The organism is Geitlerinema sp. CS-897, assembly GCF_028368005.1.
Classification (GTDB): domain Bacteria; phylum Cyanobacteriota; class Cyanobacteriia; order Cyanobacteriales; family Geitlerinemataceae; genus Baaleninema; species Baaleninema simplex.
Window position 1 is genome coordinate 1 of sequence record NZ_JAQNCQ010000151.1, and the last position, 19,139, is coordinate 19,139.

Below are 19,139 nucleotides of genomic sequence, written 5' to 3' on the forward strand. Positions count from 1 at the left end.
ACCGAGTCCTTGCTGAATGTAGGAGAGGGGTTTTGAAGAAATCAAGTCGGTCTGGCAAATCCCTACAGACGACCTCCAGGGCAGCGATCGACGATATTCCAGAAGCCTTACGAGACGCACCCATCCCCGCAACGGCCCCCCCATCGGCGAAAAAAGGCGGCATGGGTTGGGCGATGGGAAGTCTCATGGCACTATCTGGCGTTGGCGTTCTCACCCTCGGAACAGTACTGTGGTTTGTCTGGCAATCCGAGCGAGCGTTTTTTGCCCGCTCCAACGCCCAATCCGAAGAAACCGCCGAATCCCAATTCTCAGACACCACCGAACCCACTCCAGAAGACGATAACCTCCTCGGACATCTCCCCTACGAGGAAGCGCCCACAGACGACCTCGAACCCATTCTCGCCGACGGGAGCCTCAAACTCCGCCGCGCGGCGGCAGAAGCCTATTTAAACATGGAAGCCGACGCCAGAGCCGACGGCGTGCGTCTCGTACCGATTTCCGCTTTTCGTTCCGTCGAAGACCAACAATACCTCTTTTTCGAGGTGAAAGCCCAACGGGGACAGATCGCCAGCGAACGAGCTGAAGTGAGCGCCCCCCCCGGCTATAGCGAACACCACACCGGCTATGCGATCGACATCGGCGACGGTGACGTTCCGGCAACCCACGTCTCGCCAGAATTCGAGAATACCAAAGCCTTCGAGTGGCTGCAAAACAACGCCGCACATTACAGTTTCGAGTTATCGTTTCCCAAAGATAACCCTCAAAACATCGCTTACGAACCCTGGCACTGGCGTTTTGTGGGCGATCGTCACAGCCTCGAAACCTTCTACAAAGCCCACCAACAGCAAGATGAGGGGATGAGGTGAGAAGATGATGAGTCGATGGTGCGTGACGCACTCTTGTCTGTTCGCTGCTCGCTGTAACACGTGTTGTCTCTCTTAAACTTACTCCAACTGGTCAGTCCGACGCTTCCCCTGGGAGCGTACAGCTACTCAGAAGGCTTAGAAACCCTCGTCGAAACGCAAACTCTCACTGACGCCGACGAGGTGCGACAATGGCTCGAAACCGAACTGCGTCACGGCACGATTCGCATTGAAACCGCCGTCATGGTTCGCGCCTATCGCAGTGTTCGAGAAGAAAGTCTCGCGGATTTAGCCTATTGGAACCGTTGGCTGAGTGCAACGCGAGAAACCGCCGAATTACAACAGCAAAGCTGGCAAATGGGAAATTCCCTCATGCGGCTGTTGTGCGACTTAGACGACCCAAACACACTAGATTTCCATCCTTATTCCGTTGCAGTCGATCGCCCCTGCAACCTCGCGATCGCCTACGGTATCGCCGCCGCCGCCTGGGAAATTTCCCTTCACGACGCCGCTTTAGGATACTTATATAGTTGGGCGACGAACCTCATCGGTGCGGCGGTGAAACTGGTTCCCCTCGGACAAACGGCGGGACAGCAGTTAACTCGCCAACTGCAACCGACGCTAACGGAGGAGAGCGATCGCATCCTCGCCCTCGACGACGACGATCTCACCAGTTGTAGCTGGGGACTCACCCTCGCCAGTATGCAACACGAAACCCTTTACAGTCGCCTGTTTCGCAGTTAAGCCCCACAAAATCAATCGAAATTCTGCAAAATTCAATACAATCTCGGATTTCATGAGATTCTAACCTGTGAAAACGACCTCTTAACTCTTCCTTATTCCCCGTTCCCTATTCCCTATTCCCCGTTCCCCGTTCCCTCTTATGTCACCTTTTCGCGTTGGAATCGCCGGACCCGTGGGTTCGGGAAAAACCGCTCTCGTCGAAGCGTTATGCAAGCGGATGCGGGATTCCCTGCAACTGGCGGTTGTCACCAACGATATTTACACCCAGGAAGACGCGCAATTTCTGGTTAAGGCGGCGGCGTTGACGAGCGATCGCATTCTCGGCGTAGAAACTGGCGGTTGTCCTCACACGGCGATTCGTGAAGATGCGTCGATTAATTTAGCGGCGATCGAACAACTCGAACAGCACTTTAAAACCCTCGATCTCGTATTTCTCGAAAGCGGAGGTGACAATCTCGCCGCGACGTTCAGTCCGGAATTGGTGGATTTAACGATTTACGTCATCGACGTTTCCGCCGGAGACAAAATCCCCCGCAAAGGCGGCCCGGGAATTACGAAATCCGATTTATTGGTAATTAATAAAATCGATCTCGCCCCGTTTGTCGGTGCAGATTTGTCGGTGATGGAACGAGATGCGAAAAAAATGCGCGGCGATCGCCCGTTTGTTTTTACCAATCTCAAAACTCAACAGGGACTCGACGACATCGAACAATTCGTGCGATCGCACATCTTACAGTGAACAGTGTTTCAGTCACCAGTCACCAGTGAAGACAGGGAACAGGGAACAGTTAATAGTTTTCCCCTTCTCCCCCTCTCCCCTTCTCCCCTTCTCCCCCTCTCCTATGAACTCTTGGTATGGAAAAATCAAATTGACTTACGCTAAACGCGATCGCACCACTCGCGTTAAAGACGCCTACAGTCAAGCCCCGTATAAGGTGCAGCGATCGTTTCACCCTGAAGGGGACACCATCTGTCACAGCGTAATTCTCCACACTGCTGGGGGACTCGTCGGGGGCGATATTCTCAGTCAAGACGTGCGCCTTCATCCCCACGCGGAAGCCAACTTAACCACTGTCGCCGCCAGCAAAGTCTATCGCAGCAACGGACACCCGGCGACGCAAACGGCGAACTTCCAATTAGAAGACAACGCCTATCTAGAATATTTTCCGCGAGAAACTATTCTGTTCGATGGGGCGGTGTTTCGTCAGGAGACTCGCGTAGAATTGGGGGAAAATGCGGTTTGGCTGGGATGGGAAATCCTGCGGTTTGGGAGAACCGCCAGAGGGGAACGGTTCGAGTCGGGAAGTTGGCGATCGCAGACGGAAATTTGGCGCAACGGAACGCCGCTTTGGATCGATCGATCTTGTCTCGAAGGGGGTTCGACGTTGCTAGACTCTCCCAACGGCTTAAACGGGTTTCCCGTCGTGGCGACGTTCGCCATTATCGGAAAACCCGTTTCTGAAGAGATTTTGAAAAAAGGGCGATCGCTCTGGCAAACGCGAGACACTCAGGGAGATGTAGGGTTAACTTGTCTCGAGAGTGGGTTGGTGTGTCGCTATTGCGGGCGATCGACTCAAGCGGTTCTCGACAGTTTCCTCGAACTTTGGCAACTGTTTCGAGGGATCGATCGCCAAACTTCCGCTGTCAAATCTCGATTTTGGCAAATTTAAAATGGGCTACTTTATTATAGCAAATTAGAGGTTTTTTATGCAACTATCTCCCCAAGAAAAAGACAAACTTTTAATTTTCACGGCGGCACTTTTAGCCGAACGCCGCAAGGAAAAAGGTTTAAAACTTAACTATCCCGAAGCGGTAGCTTATATTACGGCTGGCATTTTAGAAGGCGCTCGAGAAGGGCGTTCGGTGGCGGAGTTGATGAGTTATGGAAAAACGCTATTATCGCGAGATGACGTGATGGATGGAATTTCAGAAATGGTGAAAGAAGTCCAAGTCGAAGCCACGTTTCCCGATGGAACGAAACTCGTCACCGTTCACGATCCGATCGAATAATCGTCGATTGGGATGTTGGCAATTTCAAACTTAGGTACATGGAGAATTTTTGAGATTTATGATACCTGGAGAACTTTTCCCCGCCGAAGGTGCGATCGAACTCAACGCCGATCGTCCAAAAAGTACAGTTTCCGTCGCAAATTCGGGCGATCGCCCGATTCAAGTGGGGTCGCACTTTCACTTTTTTGAAGTGAACGAAGCCTTACAATTCGATCGCGAGGCGGCGAAAGGAATGCGATTGAACATTCCCGCCGGAACTGCGGTTCGCTTCGAGCCGGGAGACGAGAAAACCGTGGAACTGGTGGCGGTGGTGGGAAGTCGTCAGATTTATGGGTTTAACGGTTTGGTGAACGGTTCCTTAGATGGAGAACCGGAGGCGGAAGAGGAGGAGAAAAAAGAGAAATCGAAAAAGAAAGACAAGACAAAAAAAAGCAAAGACAAAAAGAAGAAAAAATAGAAATTCGATCGATAAATTGGAGGTCGATCCGTAGGGTGCGTGACTTAAAATATAGGGTGTCGATCGTGAGACCTATAAATTGTCACGCACCGCCCCCACCGGCAAATGATGAGATGATGAGATGAGGATATATGGAGGAACTCCAAATTCTCCAGATCCCCGGCATCTCCAAGATGCCGGGGATCTCACACAGCCATTGACCAATAGGGGATTTTGCCGTCTCAACCCCAAATCGAACATCACAGCATTTTTGACCTTTAAAAATATGAGCTATCAAATGGATCGACGGGCGTATGCCGAAACCTTCGGGCCGACTGTAGGCGATCGCGTTCGGTTGGCAGATACCGAATTACTCATCGAAGTCGAACGTGATTTTACGACTTACGGCGACGAAGTCAAATTCGGCGGCGGAAAGGTGATTCGCGACGGAATGGGACAATCGCCAATTTCGCGAGAAGACGGGGCGGTGGACGTGGTAATTACCAACGCTTTAATTCTCGATTGGTGGGGTATCGTCAAAGCCGATATCGGCATTAAAGACGGCAAAATTTGCAAAATTGGCAAAGCCGGAAATCCCTACATTCAAGATAACGTCGATATTATTATCGGCCCCGCCACCGAAGCGATCGCCGCCGAAGGATCGATCGTCACCGCAGGGGGAATCGACAGCCACATTCACTTTATTTGTCCCCAACAAATCGAAACGGCGATCGCATCGGGAATTACCACCATGATAGGGGGCGGAACGGGGCCTGCAACGGGAACCAACGCCACCACCTGCACCCCTGGGGCGTGGAACCTTCATCGGATGTTACAAGCAGCGGAAGCCTTTCCCATGAACTTGGGCTTTTTGGGGAAAGGAAACAGTTCGCAACCCCAAGGTTTAGTCGAACAGGTTCTCGCCGGGGCGATCGGCTTGAAACTTCATGAAGACTGGGGAACGACACCCGCCGCGATCGATACTTGTCTGAGTGTCGCCGACGACTACGACGTACAGGTGGCGATTCACACCGACACCCTCAACGAAGCCGGTTTCGTCGAACATACCATCGCAGCGTTTAAAAACCGCGCCATCCATACCTACCACACAGAAGGGGCGGGAGGTGGACACGCCCCAGACATTATTAAAGTGTGCAGTTATCCGAACGTTCTCCCCTCTTCCACGAACCCGACTCGCCCCTACACGACGAATACCTTAGAAGAACACCTCGATATGTTGATGGTGTGTCACCATCTCGATCGCAGTATTCCCGAAGATGTCGCGTTTGCGGAATCTCGCATCCGTCGCGAAACCATCGCCGCCGAGGATATTCTGCACGATCTCGGGGCGTTCAGCATCATCGCCTCGGATTCCCAAGCAATGGGGCGCGTGGGAGAAACGATCCTCCGCACCTGGCAAACTGCCCATAAAATGAAGGTGCAGCGTGGGGCGTTGTCGGGAGACAGCGATCGCAACGACAACTTACGGGCGAAGCGCTACGTCGCCAAGTACACCATCAATCCGGCGATCGTTCACGGGGTTTCTCACGTTGTCGGTTCTGTCGAAGAAGGGAAACTGGCGGATTTGTGTTTGTGGAAACCGGCGTTTTTCGGCGTCAAACCCGAGTTAGTGTTGAAGGGAGGCGCGATCGCCTGGGCGCAAATGGGAGACGCCAACGCCAGCATTCCCACCCCACAACCGATTCATATGCGTCCGATGTTCGCCAGTTACGGCGGGGCGATCGCGACGACATCCCTCACCTTTGTCTCTCAGGGGGCGATCGATGCGGGAGTTCCCCAACAGTTAGGATTGCAGAAAACGGCAGTGGCGGTGTCGAACACGCGCAACATCACCAAAGCGGATTTGAAACTCAACAACGCCTTACCGAAAGTTGAAGTCGATCCCGAAACCTACGAAGTTCGGGCAGATGGGGAATTGCTCACCTGTGAACCCGCTGAGATTTTACCGATGGCGCAGCGGTATTTTTTGTTTTAAAAACGTCTTAAAAACGCCAGTTTCCTTTGAAAAAATAGGTGTATCTCCGTCTTGTAAAAATATAATTTTGAGGTGTTGTTGGGTTTCGAGATCGCTCCACCCAACAACACCTCAATTCATTGCAGAGACTCCGATCCGCTCAGCGTTGAGTCCGAGCGGAGTCGAGGACTCAAATACTGGTTTTTCCCAACCCGACAAGTCCCTCTATCCCCCCAACCCTCCTTTGAAAGGGGGGCTAAGGGGGGATGTGGTGAAGACTTCTTGAAACCTAGCTTATCGGACACCGATTCCGTATGATAAATTTATATGTTTGAGAGGCACCCAAAACAACGGCGTTTTGCTGTTTTTTGTACGGTTGCCGATCGCCGGTTTTCCTCGATACTCACGACCTCGTTTTTAACATTCTCATCGCCCTAGACGGCTTGCCCTGAGCCAAGTCAAAAAGACGGGGTCTCAACCCAAAATTTTCGATGATTAGTAATGCTACTTTGCCTCTCGAACCCTTACCACAGAGGAGTTGGGATCGATCGGTATCATTAGAATGCCGCACCACCCCCACTTCAACCTCAGAAAACTGACAGGTCGCGAAAGGCGAGACGCGACACGGAAGACGGGCAAAACAGAGGGCAGTCGCAATCGTGGCGATCGATCTAAAATCAAAACGCCATCGTCAGACGAGATCGTCCATGACCCCCTTCAAGCTCGAAGCCTCTTTCAAACCGACCGGCGACCAACCCCAAGCGATTCGACAGCTCACCCAAAGCCTGAACGCAGAAAACCGCTTCCAAACCCTCCTCGGTGCGACGGGAACCGGGAAAACTTACACTATGGCCAGCGTTATCGAAAAACTGGGGAAACCCACCCTCGTTTTAGCGCACAACAAAACCCTAGCGGCACAACTGTGTAACGAGTTGCGCTCGTTCTTTCCCCACAACGCCGTCGAATACTTCATCAGTTATTACGACTATTACCAACCCGAGGCGTATATTCCCGTGACCGATACCTATATCGAGAAAACCGCCTCGATTAACGAAGAAATCGATATGTTGCGCCACTCCGCCACGCGATCGCTCTTCGAGAGACGGGATGTCATCGTCGTCGCCTCCATTAGCTGCATTTACGGTCTGGGGATTCCCAGCGAATACCTCAAAGCTTCGATTCCCTTGGAAGTGGGACAGGAAATCGACCAACGCCAAATGTTGCGCGATCTCGTCAGCGTTCAGTACACCCGTAACGACCTGGAACTCGGACGCAGTAAGTTTCGAGTCAAAGGGGATGTGGTGGAAATCGGCCCCGCTTACGAAGACCGCATCATTCGCGTGGAGTTCTTCGGCGACGAAATCGACGCGATTCGCTATATCGACCCGGTGACGGGGTCGGTGTTGCAAAGTGTAGACCAGTTGCGGATTTATCCAGCTCGCCACTTCGTTACCCCCGAAGAACGCCTCGATATCGCCTGTGAGGAGATTCAAGCGGAACTCGAAGAGCGCCTCGAACAACTCGAAAAAGCAGGAAAACTCGTCGAAGCGCAACGGCTCGCCCAACGGACGCGCTACGATTTGGAAATGTTGCGGGAAGTCGGCTACACCAATGGGGTGGAAAACTACGCGCGACATCTAGCCGGGAGACGAGCCGGAGAACCGCCGGAATGTTTGGTGGATTATTTTCCAGAGGATTGGCTGTTGGTGGTGGACGAGTCTCACGTGAGCGTTCCCCAGATTCGTGGGATGTACAACGGCGATCGCTCTCGAAAACAGGTTCTCATCGAACACGGATTTCGGCTTCCGAGTGCGGCGGACAACCGACCGTTGAAAGCCGAGGAGTTTTGGGGAAAGGTCAAACAGTGCGTGTTCGTGTCGGCGACGCCGGGAGATTGGGAAGTCGAGCAGTCTCAAGGACACGTCGTCGAACAGATTATCCGACCGACGGGAGTGGTAGACCCGGAAATTTTCGTGCGTCCGACGGAAGGTCAGGTAGACGATCTGTTTGGAGAAATTCGCGATCGCGAGACTCGCGGAGAACGAACCCTCGTGACCACGCTAACCAAGCGCATGGCGGAGGATTTGACGGAATATTTACTCGATCGCGGGGTTCGGGTGCGCTATCTCCATTCAGATATTGGCTCGATCGAACGCATCGAGATTTTACAAGATTTGCGACAAGGTGTCTTCGACGTTCTTATCGGCGTTAACTTGCTGCGGGAAGGGTTGGATTTACCGGAAGTGTCCCTGGTGGCGATTCTGGATGCGGATAAGGAAGGCTTTTTGCGGGCCGAGCGATCGCTGATTCAAACCATCGGACGTGCGGCGCGTCACGTGCGCGGTCAGGCGATACTCTACGCCAATACGCTCACCAAAAGTATGGAAAAAGCGATTTCGGAGACCGAACGCCGCCGTCAGATTCAGTTGGAGTACAACCGCAAACACAACATTACGCCGAAACCGGTGGTGAAGGCGATCGACAATTCGATTTTGGCGTTTTTGGAGATTTCCCGTCGCCTCAACGCGCAGCAACTCGAAACCGCTTACGAGCATTCCGATGAGATTTCCCTCGAACAGATTCCCGAGTTGATTCAACAGTTGGAGGCGCAAATGCAGGAAGCTGCGAAGAACTTGGAGTTCGAGGAGGCGGCGAAACTGCGCGATCGCATCAAGCATTTACGAGACAAGCTCGTAGGGCGATCGTCGTAAGTCTCGAACGATCCGCTGGAGTCCCGAGACGCAGAAATCCCGTCTGTACCTCGATCGCAACCCTCCCCAACCGGGGCAGTTCGTGATATGCAGTTCGTGATATAATGAAACCCTTGCAGACAGCTTTTGGATATCTGCTGCGGGTGTAATTCAGTGGTAGAATGTCAGCTTCCCAAGCTGAACGTCGCCGGTTCGAGTCCGGTCACCCGCTTTCTTCTTTGGCGATTTTTATTGGGCAATTTTTAACGGACGGGTTGCGATCGCACCTCCCTACGCGGACGGGGCGTCTCTCGATCTCGAGTGCAGCGTTACACTAGAAATGCACTCCACGTCACCGATATTCCACGAACGGCCGAACATGAAAGCTCAACGGACTCTCGCTTGGTTGAAGACGACATTCAGAAACGCATCTACCTCTGACAGACATCGCCCCAATTGGCGATCGCTCGCGGCTAGTTGGGCGCTCGTTCAAGTTTTGCTGTTGGGAAGTCCCGCCCTCGGACAACGGGAACCCAAGGAGATGTCTTACAGTGCGTTCCTCGAAAAAGTCGAGAACGGCGAAGTCCAGAAAGTCGATCTCGACCCAGCCCGTCAAACGGCTCGCGTCACCCTTGTCAACCAAGGACAAGACGACGCCCCCTACGAAGTCCGTCTGTTTGAAGAAAACCCAGACCTGATCCAGCAGTTACGCAATAACGAGGTCGAAATCGCCAGTAACCCGACCCCCGACAACAGTTTCGCCATTGGCATTTTAGGACAACTGTTGTTGATTCTCATCTTAGTCGGCGGCTTGATGTCGATCGTGCGTCGTTCGTCTCAGTCGGGAAACAACGCCCTCAACTTTGGGAAATCTCGAGCGCGATTCCACATGGAAGCGAAAACTGGGGTCGCCTTCGACGATGTCGCCGGAATTGAAGAAGCCAAAGAAGAATTACAAGAAGTCGTCACGTTTCTCAAACAACCCGAACGTTTCACGGCGATCGGTGCGAAAATTCCGCGCGGCGTGCTGCTCGTCGGCGCACCGGGAACGGGGAAAACTCTGTTAGCGAAGGCGATTTCTGGAGAAGCGGGGGTTCCGTTTTTCAGTATTTCCGGGTCGGAATTCGTTGAAATGTTCGTTGGCGTCGGTGCTTCGCGAGTTCGCGATCTGTTCCGTAAAGCCAAGGAAAACGCCCCCTGTTTGGTCTTCATCGACGAAATCGACGCGGTGGGACGCCAGCGGGGAACTGGAATCGGCGGCGGAAACGACGAACGGGAACAAACTCTCAACCAGTTGTTAACGGAAATGGACGGGTTCGAGGGCAACAGCGGTATTATCATCATCGCGGCGACGAACCGCCCCGACGTTCTCGATACGGCTCTGTTGCGCCCAGGACGCTTCGATCGCCAGGTGATGGTGAGTTTACCCACCTACAACGGACGGTTCGGTATTTTGCAGGTTCACGCTCGCAACAAGAAACTCGACCCGGAAGTCTCCCTCGAGACGGTCGCCCGCCGCACGCCAGGGTTTACGGGGGCTGATTTAGCAAACCTCCTCAACGAAGCGGCAATTCTCACCGCTCGCCGCCGCAAAGAGGCGATTACGATGTCTGAAATTGACGACGCTTTCGATCGCGTGGTGGCGGGAATGGAAGGGACGCCCCTCGTGGACAGCAAGAAAAAGCGCCTGATCGCCTATCACGAAACGGGTCACGCTATCGTAGCAACGCTCCTCAAACATCACTATCCGGTGCAAAAGGTGACGTTGATTCCGCGCGGTCACACCCCCGGTGCCACCTGGCTTACACCGCCAGAAGACCCGATGCTGGAGTCGCGAGCGCAGATTCGCGACCACATTACGGGGACGTTGGCCGGACGTGCCGCCGAAGCGGTGGTGTTTGGCGATTCTGAAGTCACCGACGGGGCGCAGCACGATTTGAAGATGGTGTCCGAACGGGCGCGGAAGATGGTGACGCTCTACGGAATGTCGGATTTGGGTCCGATGGCGCTGGAAAGTCCCAATAACGAGGTGTTTTTAGGACGCGATCTCATGCCGAGTTCGGAGCATTCGGAGGAGATGGCGATTCAGATCGATCGCCAGGTCCGCACCATCGCTCAGGAGTGTTACGAAGAAGCGTGTCAGATTATTCGGGAACATCGCCCCTTGATGGATCGGTTGGTGGATTTACTCGTTGAGAAGGAGCAAATCGACGGAGACGAGTTCCGCCGCATCGTGGCCCAGTACGCAACGCTACCAGAACCTCAGATGGCAACGACTGCGATCGCTTCTGAGGCCGCCGTTCGGTAATCGTCCGAAGACCCATCGCCATAACATTTTTCGAGACCGTTTTCTGTAAGTTGGGGTACGACACGCGTACCCCCATTTTTTTGAGCAATTTCCGTAAAGTTGCCGATGGAATTCAGGCGAATATCGATCGCGGATCGGACAATTCCGTAAATTGACGGAAAAAATCAGAGCGATCGTCCGATGACTGAGAGGGGACGACGGCCAGGTTCTCCGTACTCCGCATGGAAGGGGTTTGTCAAAAAAAGTTCTCCGTGATTTCTAGGAGTTATTGAATCTCGTATAAAGACGATATAAAAACCTTTTAAAGAGCTGCTAAGCTTCATTGACACAGGCATTCGGCAAAACTTAACCTGAATTTATGTTGAGTTAGATCTAACTCAACATAAATTTGATAGAAATAAAAGGCGAAAGTTTTAAAGCGATCGCTTTTACATTTTACGGGTGTTTTTTCTAGGGGATTTCAGCGATGTCTGGTGTTTTGAAAAAGGCCGTCTCGACTTGTACCGTTCTCTCCCTCTCGATGTCGGGAGCGTTTGGGTTAGCAACCTCAGCACGTGCTTTCGGAATCTTTTTCGGCGAAGACCTCAACCACAGCGCCACGCAACCCCTCACGAACTACCAAAACGCCCAGCAAGCCGAAACAGAATTTCTCTCTCACCTCGTCGGCGTCGGTACGGAAACTTTTGAAAGCTTCCCCCTTGGAACGGCCGATCCGCTGTCTTTAGATTTTGGAGAAGCCGGAACCGCGACGCTGAAGGGTCACGGCGTCATAAACTCTGTGGCCGAAGGAACGACGAACGGGTACGGACGATACGGTATCTCGAAAACCAACTATTGGGAAACCAACGCCGCTGGCAACAACTTCGTCGTGGAATTCAGCCAAGCAGTGGCTGCCTTTGGCTTCTACGGTGTGGATTTAGGTGATTTCGGCGGCGAACTGATGTTAAATCTCACCCTCGCCAACGGTGGGCAGAAATCGATCGCCGTTCCGAATACGGTAGGCAGTTACGGCAACACGGACGGTTCGGTGCTGTATTTCGGCGCGATCGCCGACGGTGCCGACGAACTGTTTACCAGTTTGTCTTTTAACATGACGGCTCCCGGTACGGGGATGTTTGCCGATATCTTCGCCTTCGATAACATGACGGTGGGGTCGCTCTCTCAGGTCAAACAAGACGCCTCAGACGATCTCGTGGCGGACGCGCCGTCTCAGTCGAACCCATCGCCTCAAGAGGTTCCCGAACCCCTCTCTACGATCGCTCTGTTCCTGGTGGGTGCTGTGGGAACTCGCACGATGCGCCGCAAAGCCGATTAACTCCGCAATTTTACCGAGTCAAACGCTTTTAACCTCTGTCTTTGCTCGAATCCCCGGTATCTTGAAGGTAGCGGGGATTTCACAGATGCTAGAATTCTTCCGTATATTTAGGGAGTGCGATCGCCATCACATCGTAAGCGATAGCTGTGTCACTGTAAATCCACTGAGACATCACGCCCTCAATCGTCTGCGATCGCGGTACGACTGGCAAAATCCAGAGATACTAAAAGCATCGAGTTCAAAGCCAGTGCGATGTTTCCTTCCCTCCAACTTCTCCCCGGTGCTATCTCTGCCATTCTCGCTTCGGTGACGGATACGGGATATCTCACCCTCAGCGATCGCTACGGACTCATGGCTGCGATCCTCGACGAAAGCCTCGACGAGAGCGATCGCCGTTCGGCCAACCGACTTTTACGAGCGGTGTTGCGAGGACGAGTCAAGGTTGTTGACGACCTCTGCCTTACGTAAAAACACGGTCTCAGAACTCGAGTGGATTTTCCAAGTTACGCGATAGTTCCTCATGTTTCCCCCCGAAATCGCTCGGGGGGTTTTTTTTACGGGCGCACGCCTGGCGAGGCTGCAATGGGCTATAACAGACACAGCTTGAGGCGAAAGAACTCCGAGTCAAGCTTCTCGACCGAGGCTTTTATGTCCGACCCCAAATCCAACCCCAAAATTTCTGCAATTATTTGCACCCACAACCGCGATCGCTATCTCGGTGCGGCGATCGACAGCCTACTCGACCAACAGGACTTCGAGGATTACGAGGTTCTCGTAGTCGATAACGGTTCGAGCGATCGCACCAAAGCCGTCGTCGAAGAACGACAGCCCCATCCCCGCCTGCGATACGTTTGGGAACCCACCTTGGGACTTTCCATCGCCCGCAACCGGGGCGTTCGTGAAACCACCGCACCGATTCTCGCCTATCTCGACGACGACGCCGTCGCCAGTCCCACCTGGCTCACTCACCTGGCCGCCGCCTACGATCGCAACGACAAACTGGCGATCGCCGGTGGTAAAGTCACCCTCATCTGGCCGCCGGACGTTACCCCTCCCCCCTGGCTCTCTGAAGGCTTAGCCGGTGCCTTGGGACTCTACAACCTCGGCGACGAGGTGGTGTCGATTACCCAACCCGGTCTCACGCCGCGCGGTCTCAACTACTCCATCCGTCGCGAGTTTCTCGATCGAATCGGCGGGTTCGACCCCAACCTCGGCCGCGTCGGCAAAAAACTGCTCTCCAACGAGGAGCTGTACACCACCGAAAAAGCCTTACAACTCGGTTGGCAAGTCGCCTATCTCCCCGATGCGTTAGTCGCCCACAACGTTGCCCCCGAACGGCTCGATCGCACCTGGTTTCTCCGGCGAGGTTGGTGGCAAGGCATCAGCGAATGCTATCGCGAACAACTCGCCGGAAGTGCCGGCCCCGCTCAATTTTTACGGGGGGGCGAACGCATCCTTCGGGGCTTGTACAATGCTGCGAAATATTCCCGAGATCCGGCTCGTCGCTTTGATAGCCTAGTATATGCCTACGGTCAGATCGGCTATCTCGTTTACGCCGTTCGGGGAATGCTCTCGCCACCGCCATCGTCTTCTTAATGTCGAGATCGGTGTCAGCCGCAATCTGTACTGCTGGTTTGACTCGAATTCATGTCCTGACTCTCTACGCGATCTAGCTCATGTCTTCTTCCTCTTCTAATTCCCCTGCCAAAGTTCCCGTATCTGTCCTGATCCCAGCGAAAAACGAAGAAGCGAACCTTCCCGCTTGCCTCGAAAGTGTTGCGAGAGCCGATGAGGTGTTCGTCGTCGATTCTCAAAGCGAAGATCGCTCGGGTGAAATTGCCGAACGCTACGGCGCGAAAGTCGTGCAATTTCACTTTAACGGTCGCTGGCCGAAAAAGAAAAACTGGTCTCTCGACAATCTTCCGTTTCACAACGAATGGGTGCTGATCGTCGATTGTGACGAACGCATTACCCCGGAACTGTGGGACGAAATCGACGAGGTCGTTCGGAAAAACGACCGCGACGGCTACTATCTCAATCGTCGCGTGTTCTTCCTCGGCGTTTGGATTCGTCACGGCGGAAAATATCCCGATTGGAACTTGCGCTTGTTCAAACACAAAGTCGGGCGCTACGAAAATTTACACACTGAAGAAGTGCCGAATACGGGCGATAATGAAGTTCACGAACACGTGGTTCTGCCCACTCAAGCAGGATATCTCAAACACGATATGCTGCACATCGATTTTCGCGATATTTACCATTGGTTGGCGCGGCACAACCGTTATTCAAATTGGGAAGCTCGCGTTTATTACAACTTGTTGACCGGACAAGCAGACGACGGAACGATCGGGGCGAATTTGTTTGGAGATTCCGTGCAACGCAAGCGGTTTTTGAAGAAAATTTGGGTGCGGTTGCCCTTTAAGCCGTTCTTCCGATTCCTGTTGTTTTATATTTTGCGCTTGGGCTTTTTGGACGGTCGAGCGGGTTATATTTACGGGCGTTTGTTGAGTCAGTACGAGTATCAAATTGGAGTCAAGCTGTACGAACTTAGGAAGTTTGGTGGCCAGTTAAACAAGCTCGAGGAAAAGCCGAAATCGACCGGCGCGACTCAGTCTATTTCGTAGAACCTGGGGGTTTAGCTCCTCTGTTCCTTGGCTCGTCGGGTATTGACGGCGAGCCGAACACTGAAACTCCTCGTCCGAGCCTTTGACGTTCGAGACGGGTGTGCGTCGGGTTCGCAGCGGCTCTCGAATCGGTTCGCGTTATGGAGAGCGATCGCACTCTATAGCGCGTTTTTGTACGTCCTGTGAGTCGGATCGGGAACAGCAGTCGAGCGATCGCCGCTCCAAAGGAGGAGACTGCCTCGCTGTTTTTTCGAGCGCGTCGTAACAAGACACCGAAAAAATGTTAAAGTTTGAATCGGTAACTTTTAAAACGAGACGTTTTAGACGGAATCGAGATCGAGGCGATCGCCAATCTTCAAGGGCGATCGAAACACTCGATCCAGTTCCCAAAGGAGCGAGAACATCCCAGCAACTATGGATTTTTTACCAATTTTAACGTTCGCAGCCGATCGCGCCAGAAAAAATTTCAATAAAAAAGTTCGACAACAATCTGCCGTTCAAGAAAAATTGCTATTCGATCTTCTTAAACGATATCAAAATACAGAGTTAGGGAAACAGTATCGGGTTGCCGATATCGAAACAATCGAACAATTTAAAGATAGAATTCCCGTTTTAGATTATACGGCTTACGAACCCTACATTCGGCGTATTGCTGAGGGCGAACCGAATGTTTTAACGTCCGATCCGGTCGTTTATCTCAACCGAACGAGTGGTTCGACGGGCAAACAAAAACTCATCCCCGTCACGAAACGTTTTCAAAATATTTTAGGCTGGGCGAACCTCGTCAGTTTGGGATTTCTAACTCACGGCTTGCGAAAACGGGGTAAAAAACTGGGAAAAAACATCGTTCTCAACGCTCTAGAAGCCCCGAAATATACTCGAGGCGGTATCGAATACGGATCGGCCGGTCCGGGGGTTTTAAAGATGGGGTCGTTTTTCTACAAACAGCTATTCGTTCATCCCCTCGACACGTTCAAACCGAAAGATTATTTCGCACGATCTTACACGGCGTTGTTATTTTCACTTAAAGGCAGTCCCACCAGTATCGGAAGCAATTTTCCGATGGTGATTTTGCAGCTTTGTAACTGGTTGGAAGAATACGCCGACGCGCTAATTGAAGATATCGAAACGGGATCGATCGCGCCGTGGTTGAAGCTCGAACCGGAACTGAGAGCGAGTTTGGAAGCGCAACTGTTTCCCGATCGCGATCGGGCCGATCGGTTGCGATCGATACTCAAAACGGAAGGTCGGCTTCTCCCCCGTCTCGTCTGGCCGGAATTAGCCTGTTACACCACCGCCAGAGGCGGAACCTCGGATTTTTACTTGCAGCGATTTCCCGAATATTTTGGCGATATTCCAGGGTTTGGTGCGGTGTTCGCCTCGGCTGAAGGCACGTTTAGTATTTATCCCGATTTGGATACAGACGGCAGCGTTTTAGCGGTGGAAACGGGATTTTTTGAGTTCGTCCCTCCTGACGAATGGGAGAACGAACACCCGAAGACTTTGCGACCGAGCGAGGTGAAAGTCGGGGAATACTATCGACTGCTCGTCACGAACCATAGCGGGTTTTATCGTTACGATATTGGCGATGTTTTTCAGGTCGTCGGGTTTTATGAAGAAGCACCGTTAATTGTGTTTCGATATCGTCGCGGTGGCTTGTTGTCTTCGACGACGGAAAAAACTACGGAATACCACGTTACGAAAACCATGCAGATCTTGCAAGATAAGTTTGCAATTCGCTTTGAAGATTTCTGCGTAACTCTTTCCGATAACGAATTCCCCGCACGATATTTGGTCAATGTAGAACTCGCACCGGGATATCGTCTCGACGACGCAGAAAGCTTTATCGACGCGTTCGATCGCGTGTTAAAAGACGTTCACAGCTATTACGAGATCAAACGGGATATGTCCGTTCCACCGCCGCGATTGCAAATTTTGAAGCCGGGAAGTTTTGAAATCGTGCGCCAGCGGCAAGTCGAGCGAGGAATTCCTGCCTATCAACTCAAGTTCCCTCATATTAGCGAAGATCGGGCGATCGTTTCTGGACTCGAGGTCGATCGGGTGGTTCAGTTGCCGTAATGACTTGTCTAAACTTGCCTAACAATGGCTTGACAAATAGCTCGAACGATGGTTTTAAAATATGGCTCGAAGTAGATTCGCGATCGCCTGAAAAATAGATGCCTTTAATTTCTAACTCGGACGAATCTTTTTATCCATTAAAAAACGCACTGTTTTCGTTAGATATTGCTCGAACGCTAGGTTTTGGTGTTGAGGATTCGACAACGGGAAACGCTCGAAAATCTCAACAGTTATTCGTCGATGCACCGTTGTTGAGCGAGTTGTTCGATCGGCGCGTTGCGATTTTAGGAGGTTGGTCGGATTTTCAAAACAGCGTCAAGGCATTTCAAGTTTTGGGGTTGCTCGCGGATACGGTTCTTCCTCATTGGCAGATTCTCGAGGCCTTAAAAAATCAAAAAGATCGAGGTGATTTAAACGCTGCACGACAACTCGAAGAACGACAAAAGTATTTTTTAGAAATGCGCCAAACGCGCGATCGCCTGCCTGTTTTTCAGCCGAAAGAGATTACCTCAGATCGCTTGCAGTCAGTCGATTTGCTGTACGTCGCACTGTGGGAAGCCTTACGCGATCGCACGCTCGTTTGTACGACATCGAGCAACTTTGGTTTGGCGTTGCACGAGATTTTACATCGCCTACAAACTCTCTCAGTTTCTAACGGCGATCGCGAGTTCTCGATTCTCAATTTCGACGACGTGAAATTAACGATCTGGTGTCCGAAACGGGGATCGGCGATCATGCGAGATGAAAAAGACGATATTCTCCGTCACAAAGTCGCATCGAGTCCGCTAAACTGCGAACTCCGCCGCTACGAAACTCGTCGAGAACGAGATGTCAACGCGATCGGTCAAGTTCTTGAAGAGTCGGGTATTTTTTTCCCAACAACTCCCCAGTCTGCTGGAAACTTGACGACCATTGTAGAAAAGATTTTTCGCAAAAAACCGAAGTTACGAGATGACGTTTCCGAAAGCACGTTACAACAGTTCAAATCGCCGATTCAAGGTGGAATTTTTGGCGCGATCGTTCCTTATCTATATCTTCTCGACGCTTTCATTCAACGCGATCGTCTACCTTCGAGTTTAGACAACACGTCTCCGTTACTGTCCCTGTACAATCCAACCTCGATCGGTGCGACGTTAGCGGCTTTTATCGAAGGCGATCGCTTGTTGCGGTGTCGAGGGGTACTGTCGGCGTTAAACGAGCGAGAGCGTTCGGTTTTTGCGCGGGAATTTCCCCACTTGAAAGCGTATTTAGAAGCCTCGGAGAACGGTTTACCGTTTTATATTTCAGTTTGTGCCGTTCCCGACCATCATACTCGTCCGGGGATTGCCGGTGCGTTTAACGTCACAAGTCGCCACGTTCCGGGGGACGGTAAAAAATTTATGGGATTGGGATCGAACGGTTTTCCGAATAACAGCGTGCTAAAAGATATTGTGTCTAAAAGCGTCGATAGCGGTGGTGCATTTGGCGGAAAGTCGCATATTTATCCAACGACCCATACAATGGGATATGTTGCAGCCGCTTTAGTATTTGCCAACGATCTTCAAAACCACTGCAACGCTCGTTTACCCGAACTGGCGGGATCGTTTGCGGTGGCGGGAATTTTGCAACAGGCGATCGAGCAAAACCAACTGTCTCCTGAAGAGGTGGCGTGGAGTCTCAAAAAAACTGGCATCGGCTTGGCTGAATTTTTAGCCTTAAATCCCGAAGATTATCGAACGGTTGAGGAGTTTTTGAAACGAGCCAACAGTGAAGGTGAAATAATGGGTGAGTTTGCTAAGGCGTTCGTGCAGAGTTTGTCTTTTGAGCGATCGGTTTTGCGCGATCGCGTCCGTCGAGTGCGATCGCATCGGAAGGTGATATCTTGTTCTCGCTGGCCGCTGGTGGTGGCTCATCGAACGGGAGATTACTGTCTTCAACCCGATCGCACTCTCGTCCGACAAATTCAACGCCAACAATCAAATCTCGATTAAGCGATCTTTCACTATGAATCTATAGCAACCCTAAATTAGTGGTGTAACACAATCGGGAATCGGGAATCGGGAACGGGAACGGGGAATCGGACTTTTTCTGGTGTTTTAATTTTTGACGACTCATT

General features: G+C 52.0%; 16 protein-coding genes and 1 tRNA gene. 16 read left to right on the forward strand and 1 reads right to left on the reverse strand.

What is annotated here, in order from left to right:
* The 11 genes from POG22_RS09415 to POG22_RS09465 form a co-directional block, all read left to right on the forward strand.
* Positions 1–866 (forward strand): M15 family metallopeptidase (locus POG22_RS09415; RefSeq protein ID WP_498904920.1); only part of this gene is annotated, 866 nt, incomplete at its 5' end.
* Positions 867–926: 60 nt separating this feature from the next.
* Positions 927–1,607: an urease accessory protein UreF gene (locus POG22_RS09420; RefSeq protein ID WP_498904922.1), complete on the forward strand. Its 681-nt coding sequence runs from the start codon at positions 927–929 to the stop codon at positions 1,605–1,607.
* Between the two features lie 139 nt (positions 1,608–1,746).
* Positions 1,747–2,346 carry an urease accessory protein UreG gene (ureG, locus tag POG22_RS09425; RefSeq protein WP_498904923.1) on the forward strand — a complete coding sequence of 200 codons (600 nt, stop codon included), beginning with the start codon at positions 1,747–1,749 and terminating at the stop codon, positions 2,344–2,346.
* A gap of 103 nt (positions 2,347–2,449) precedes the next feature.
* Positions 2,450–3,277, forward strand: coding sequence for an urease accessory protein UreD (locus POG22_RS09430; RefSeq protein ID WP_498904924.1), 828 nt, complete (start codon positions 2,450–2,452; stop codon positions 3,275–3,277).
* Between the two features lie 37 nt (positions 3,278–3,314).
* The gene (gene ureA / locus POG22_RS09435) at positions 3,315–3,617 is read left to right on the forward strand and encodes an urease subunit gamma (protein WP_017662260.1); all 303 of its coding nucleotides are present in this window, start codon (positions 3,315–3,317) and stop codon (positions 3,615–3,617) included.
* Positions 3,618–3,675: 58 nt separating this feature from the next.
* Complete coding sequence (locus tag POG22_RS09440; protein WP_063719207.1) at positions 3,676–4,074, forward strand: urease subunit beta; 399 nt, start codon at positions 3,676–3,678, stop codon at positions 4,072–4,074.
* Between the two features lie 265 nt (positions 4,075–4,339).
* Positions 4,340–6,049, forward strand: coding sequence for an urease subunit alpha (gene ureC / locus POG22_RS09445; protein WP_063719208.1), 1,710 nt, complete (start codon positions 4,340–4,342; stop codon positions 6,047–6,049).
* Positions 6,050–6,735: 686 nt separating this feature from the next.
* Positions 6,736–8,739: an excinuclease ABC subunit UvrB gene (uvrB, locus tag POG22_RS09450; protein WP_063719209.1), complete on the forward strand. Its 2,004-nt coding sequence runs from the start codon at positions 6,736–6,738 to the stop codon at positions 8,737–8,739.
* Between the two features lie 139 nt (positions 8,740–8,878).
* Positions 8,879–8,950 (forward strand) — tRNA-Gly (locus POG22_RS09455).
* A gap of 147 nt (positions 8,951–9,097) precedes the next feature.
* Positions 9,098–11,026 carry an ATP-dependent zinc metalloprotease FtsH gene (ftsH, locus tag POG22_RS09460; protein ID WP_063719210.1) on the forward strand — a complete coding sequence of 643 codons (1,929 nt, stop codon included), beginning with the start codon at positions 9,098–9,100 and terminating at the stop codon, positions 11,024–11,026.
* 466 nt (positions 11,027–11,492) lie between these two features.
* Positions 11,493–12,341 (forward strand): PEP-CTERM sorting domain-containing protein, encoded by an 849-nt coding sequence (locus POG22_RS09465; protein ID WP_063719211.1) that lies wholly within the window; start codon positions 11,493–11,495, stop codon positions 12,339–12,341.
* 88 nt (positions 12,342–12,429) lie between these two features.
* Here POG22_RS09465 and POG22_RS09470 read toward each other — a convergent pair whose 3' ends face one another.
* Positions 12,430–12,552: a hypothetical protein gene (locus tag POG22_RS09470; protein WP_281166976.1), complete on the reverse strand. Its 123-nt coding sequence runs from the start codon at positions 12,550–12,552 to the stop codon at positions 12,430–12,432.
* 41 nt (positions 12,553–12,593) lie between these two features.
* Here POG22_RS09470 and POG22_RS09475 point away from each other — a divergent pair, with 41 nt between their 5' ends.
* The 5 genes from POG22_RS09475 (at position 12,594) to POG22_RS09495 (ending at position 19,014) form a co-directional block, all read left to right on the forward strand.
* Positions 12,594–12,809: a hypothetical protein gene (locus POG22_RS09475; protein ID WP_498904927.1), complete on the forward strand. Its 216-nt coding sequence runs from the start codon at positions 12,594–12,596 to the stop codon at positions 12,807–12,809.
* A 180-nt stretch (positions 12,810–12,989) separates the two neighbouring features.
* A complete protein-coding gene (locus tag POG22_RS09480; protein ID WP_498904929.1) occupies positions 12,990–13,937 on the forward strand; it encodes a glycosyltransferase family 2 protein in 948 nt (315 codons plus the stop codon).
* Positions 13,938–14,017: 80 nt separating this feature from the next.
* Positions 14,018–14,965, forward strand: a complete 948-nt coding sequence (locus POG22_RS09485; RefSeq protein WP_017659653.1) for a glycosyltransferase family 2 protein — start codon at positions 14,018–14,020, stop codon at positions 14,963–14,965.
* A gap of 414 nt (positions 14,966–15,379) precedes the next feature.
* Positions 15,380–17,044 (forward strand): GH3 auxin-responsive promoter family protein, encoded by a 1,665-nt coding sequence (locus POG22_RS09490; protein ID WP_498904931.1) that lies wholly within the window; start codon positions 15,380–15,382, stop codon positions 17,042–17,044.
* Positions 17,045–17,142: 98 nt separating this feature from the next.
* Positions 17,143–19,014: a hypothetical protein gene (locus POG22_RS09495; protein ID WP_498904932.1), complete on the forward strand. Its 1,872-nt coding sequence runs from the start codon at positions 17,143–17,145 to the stop codon at positions 19,012–19,014.
* Positions 19,015–19,139: the final 125 nt, after the last annotated feature.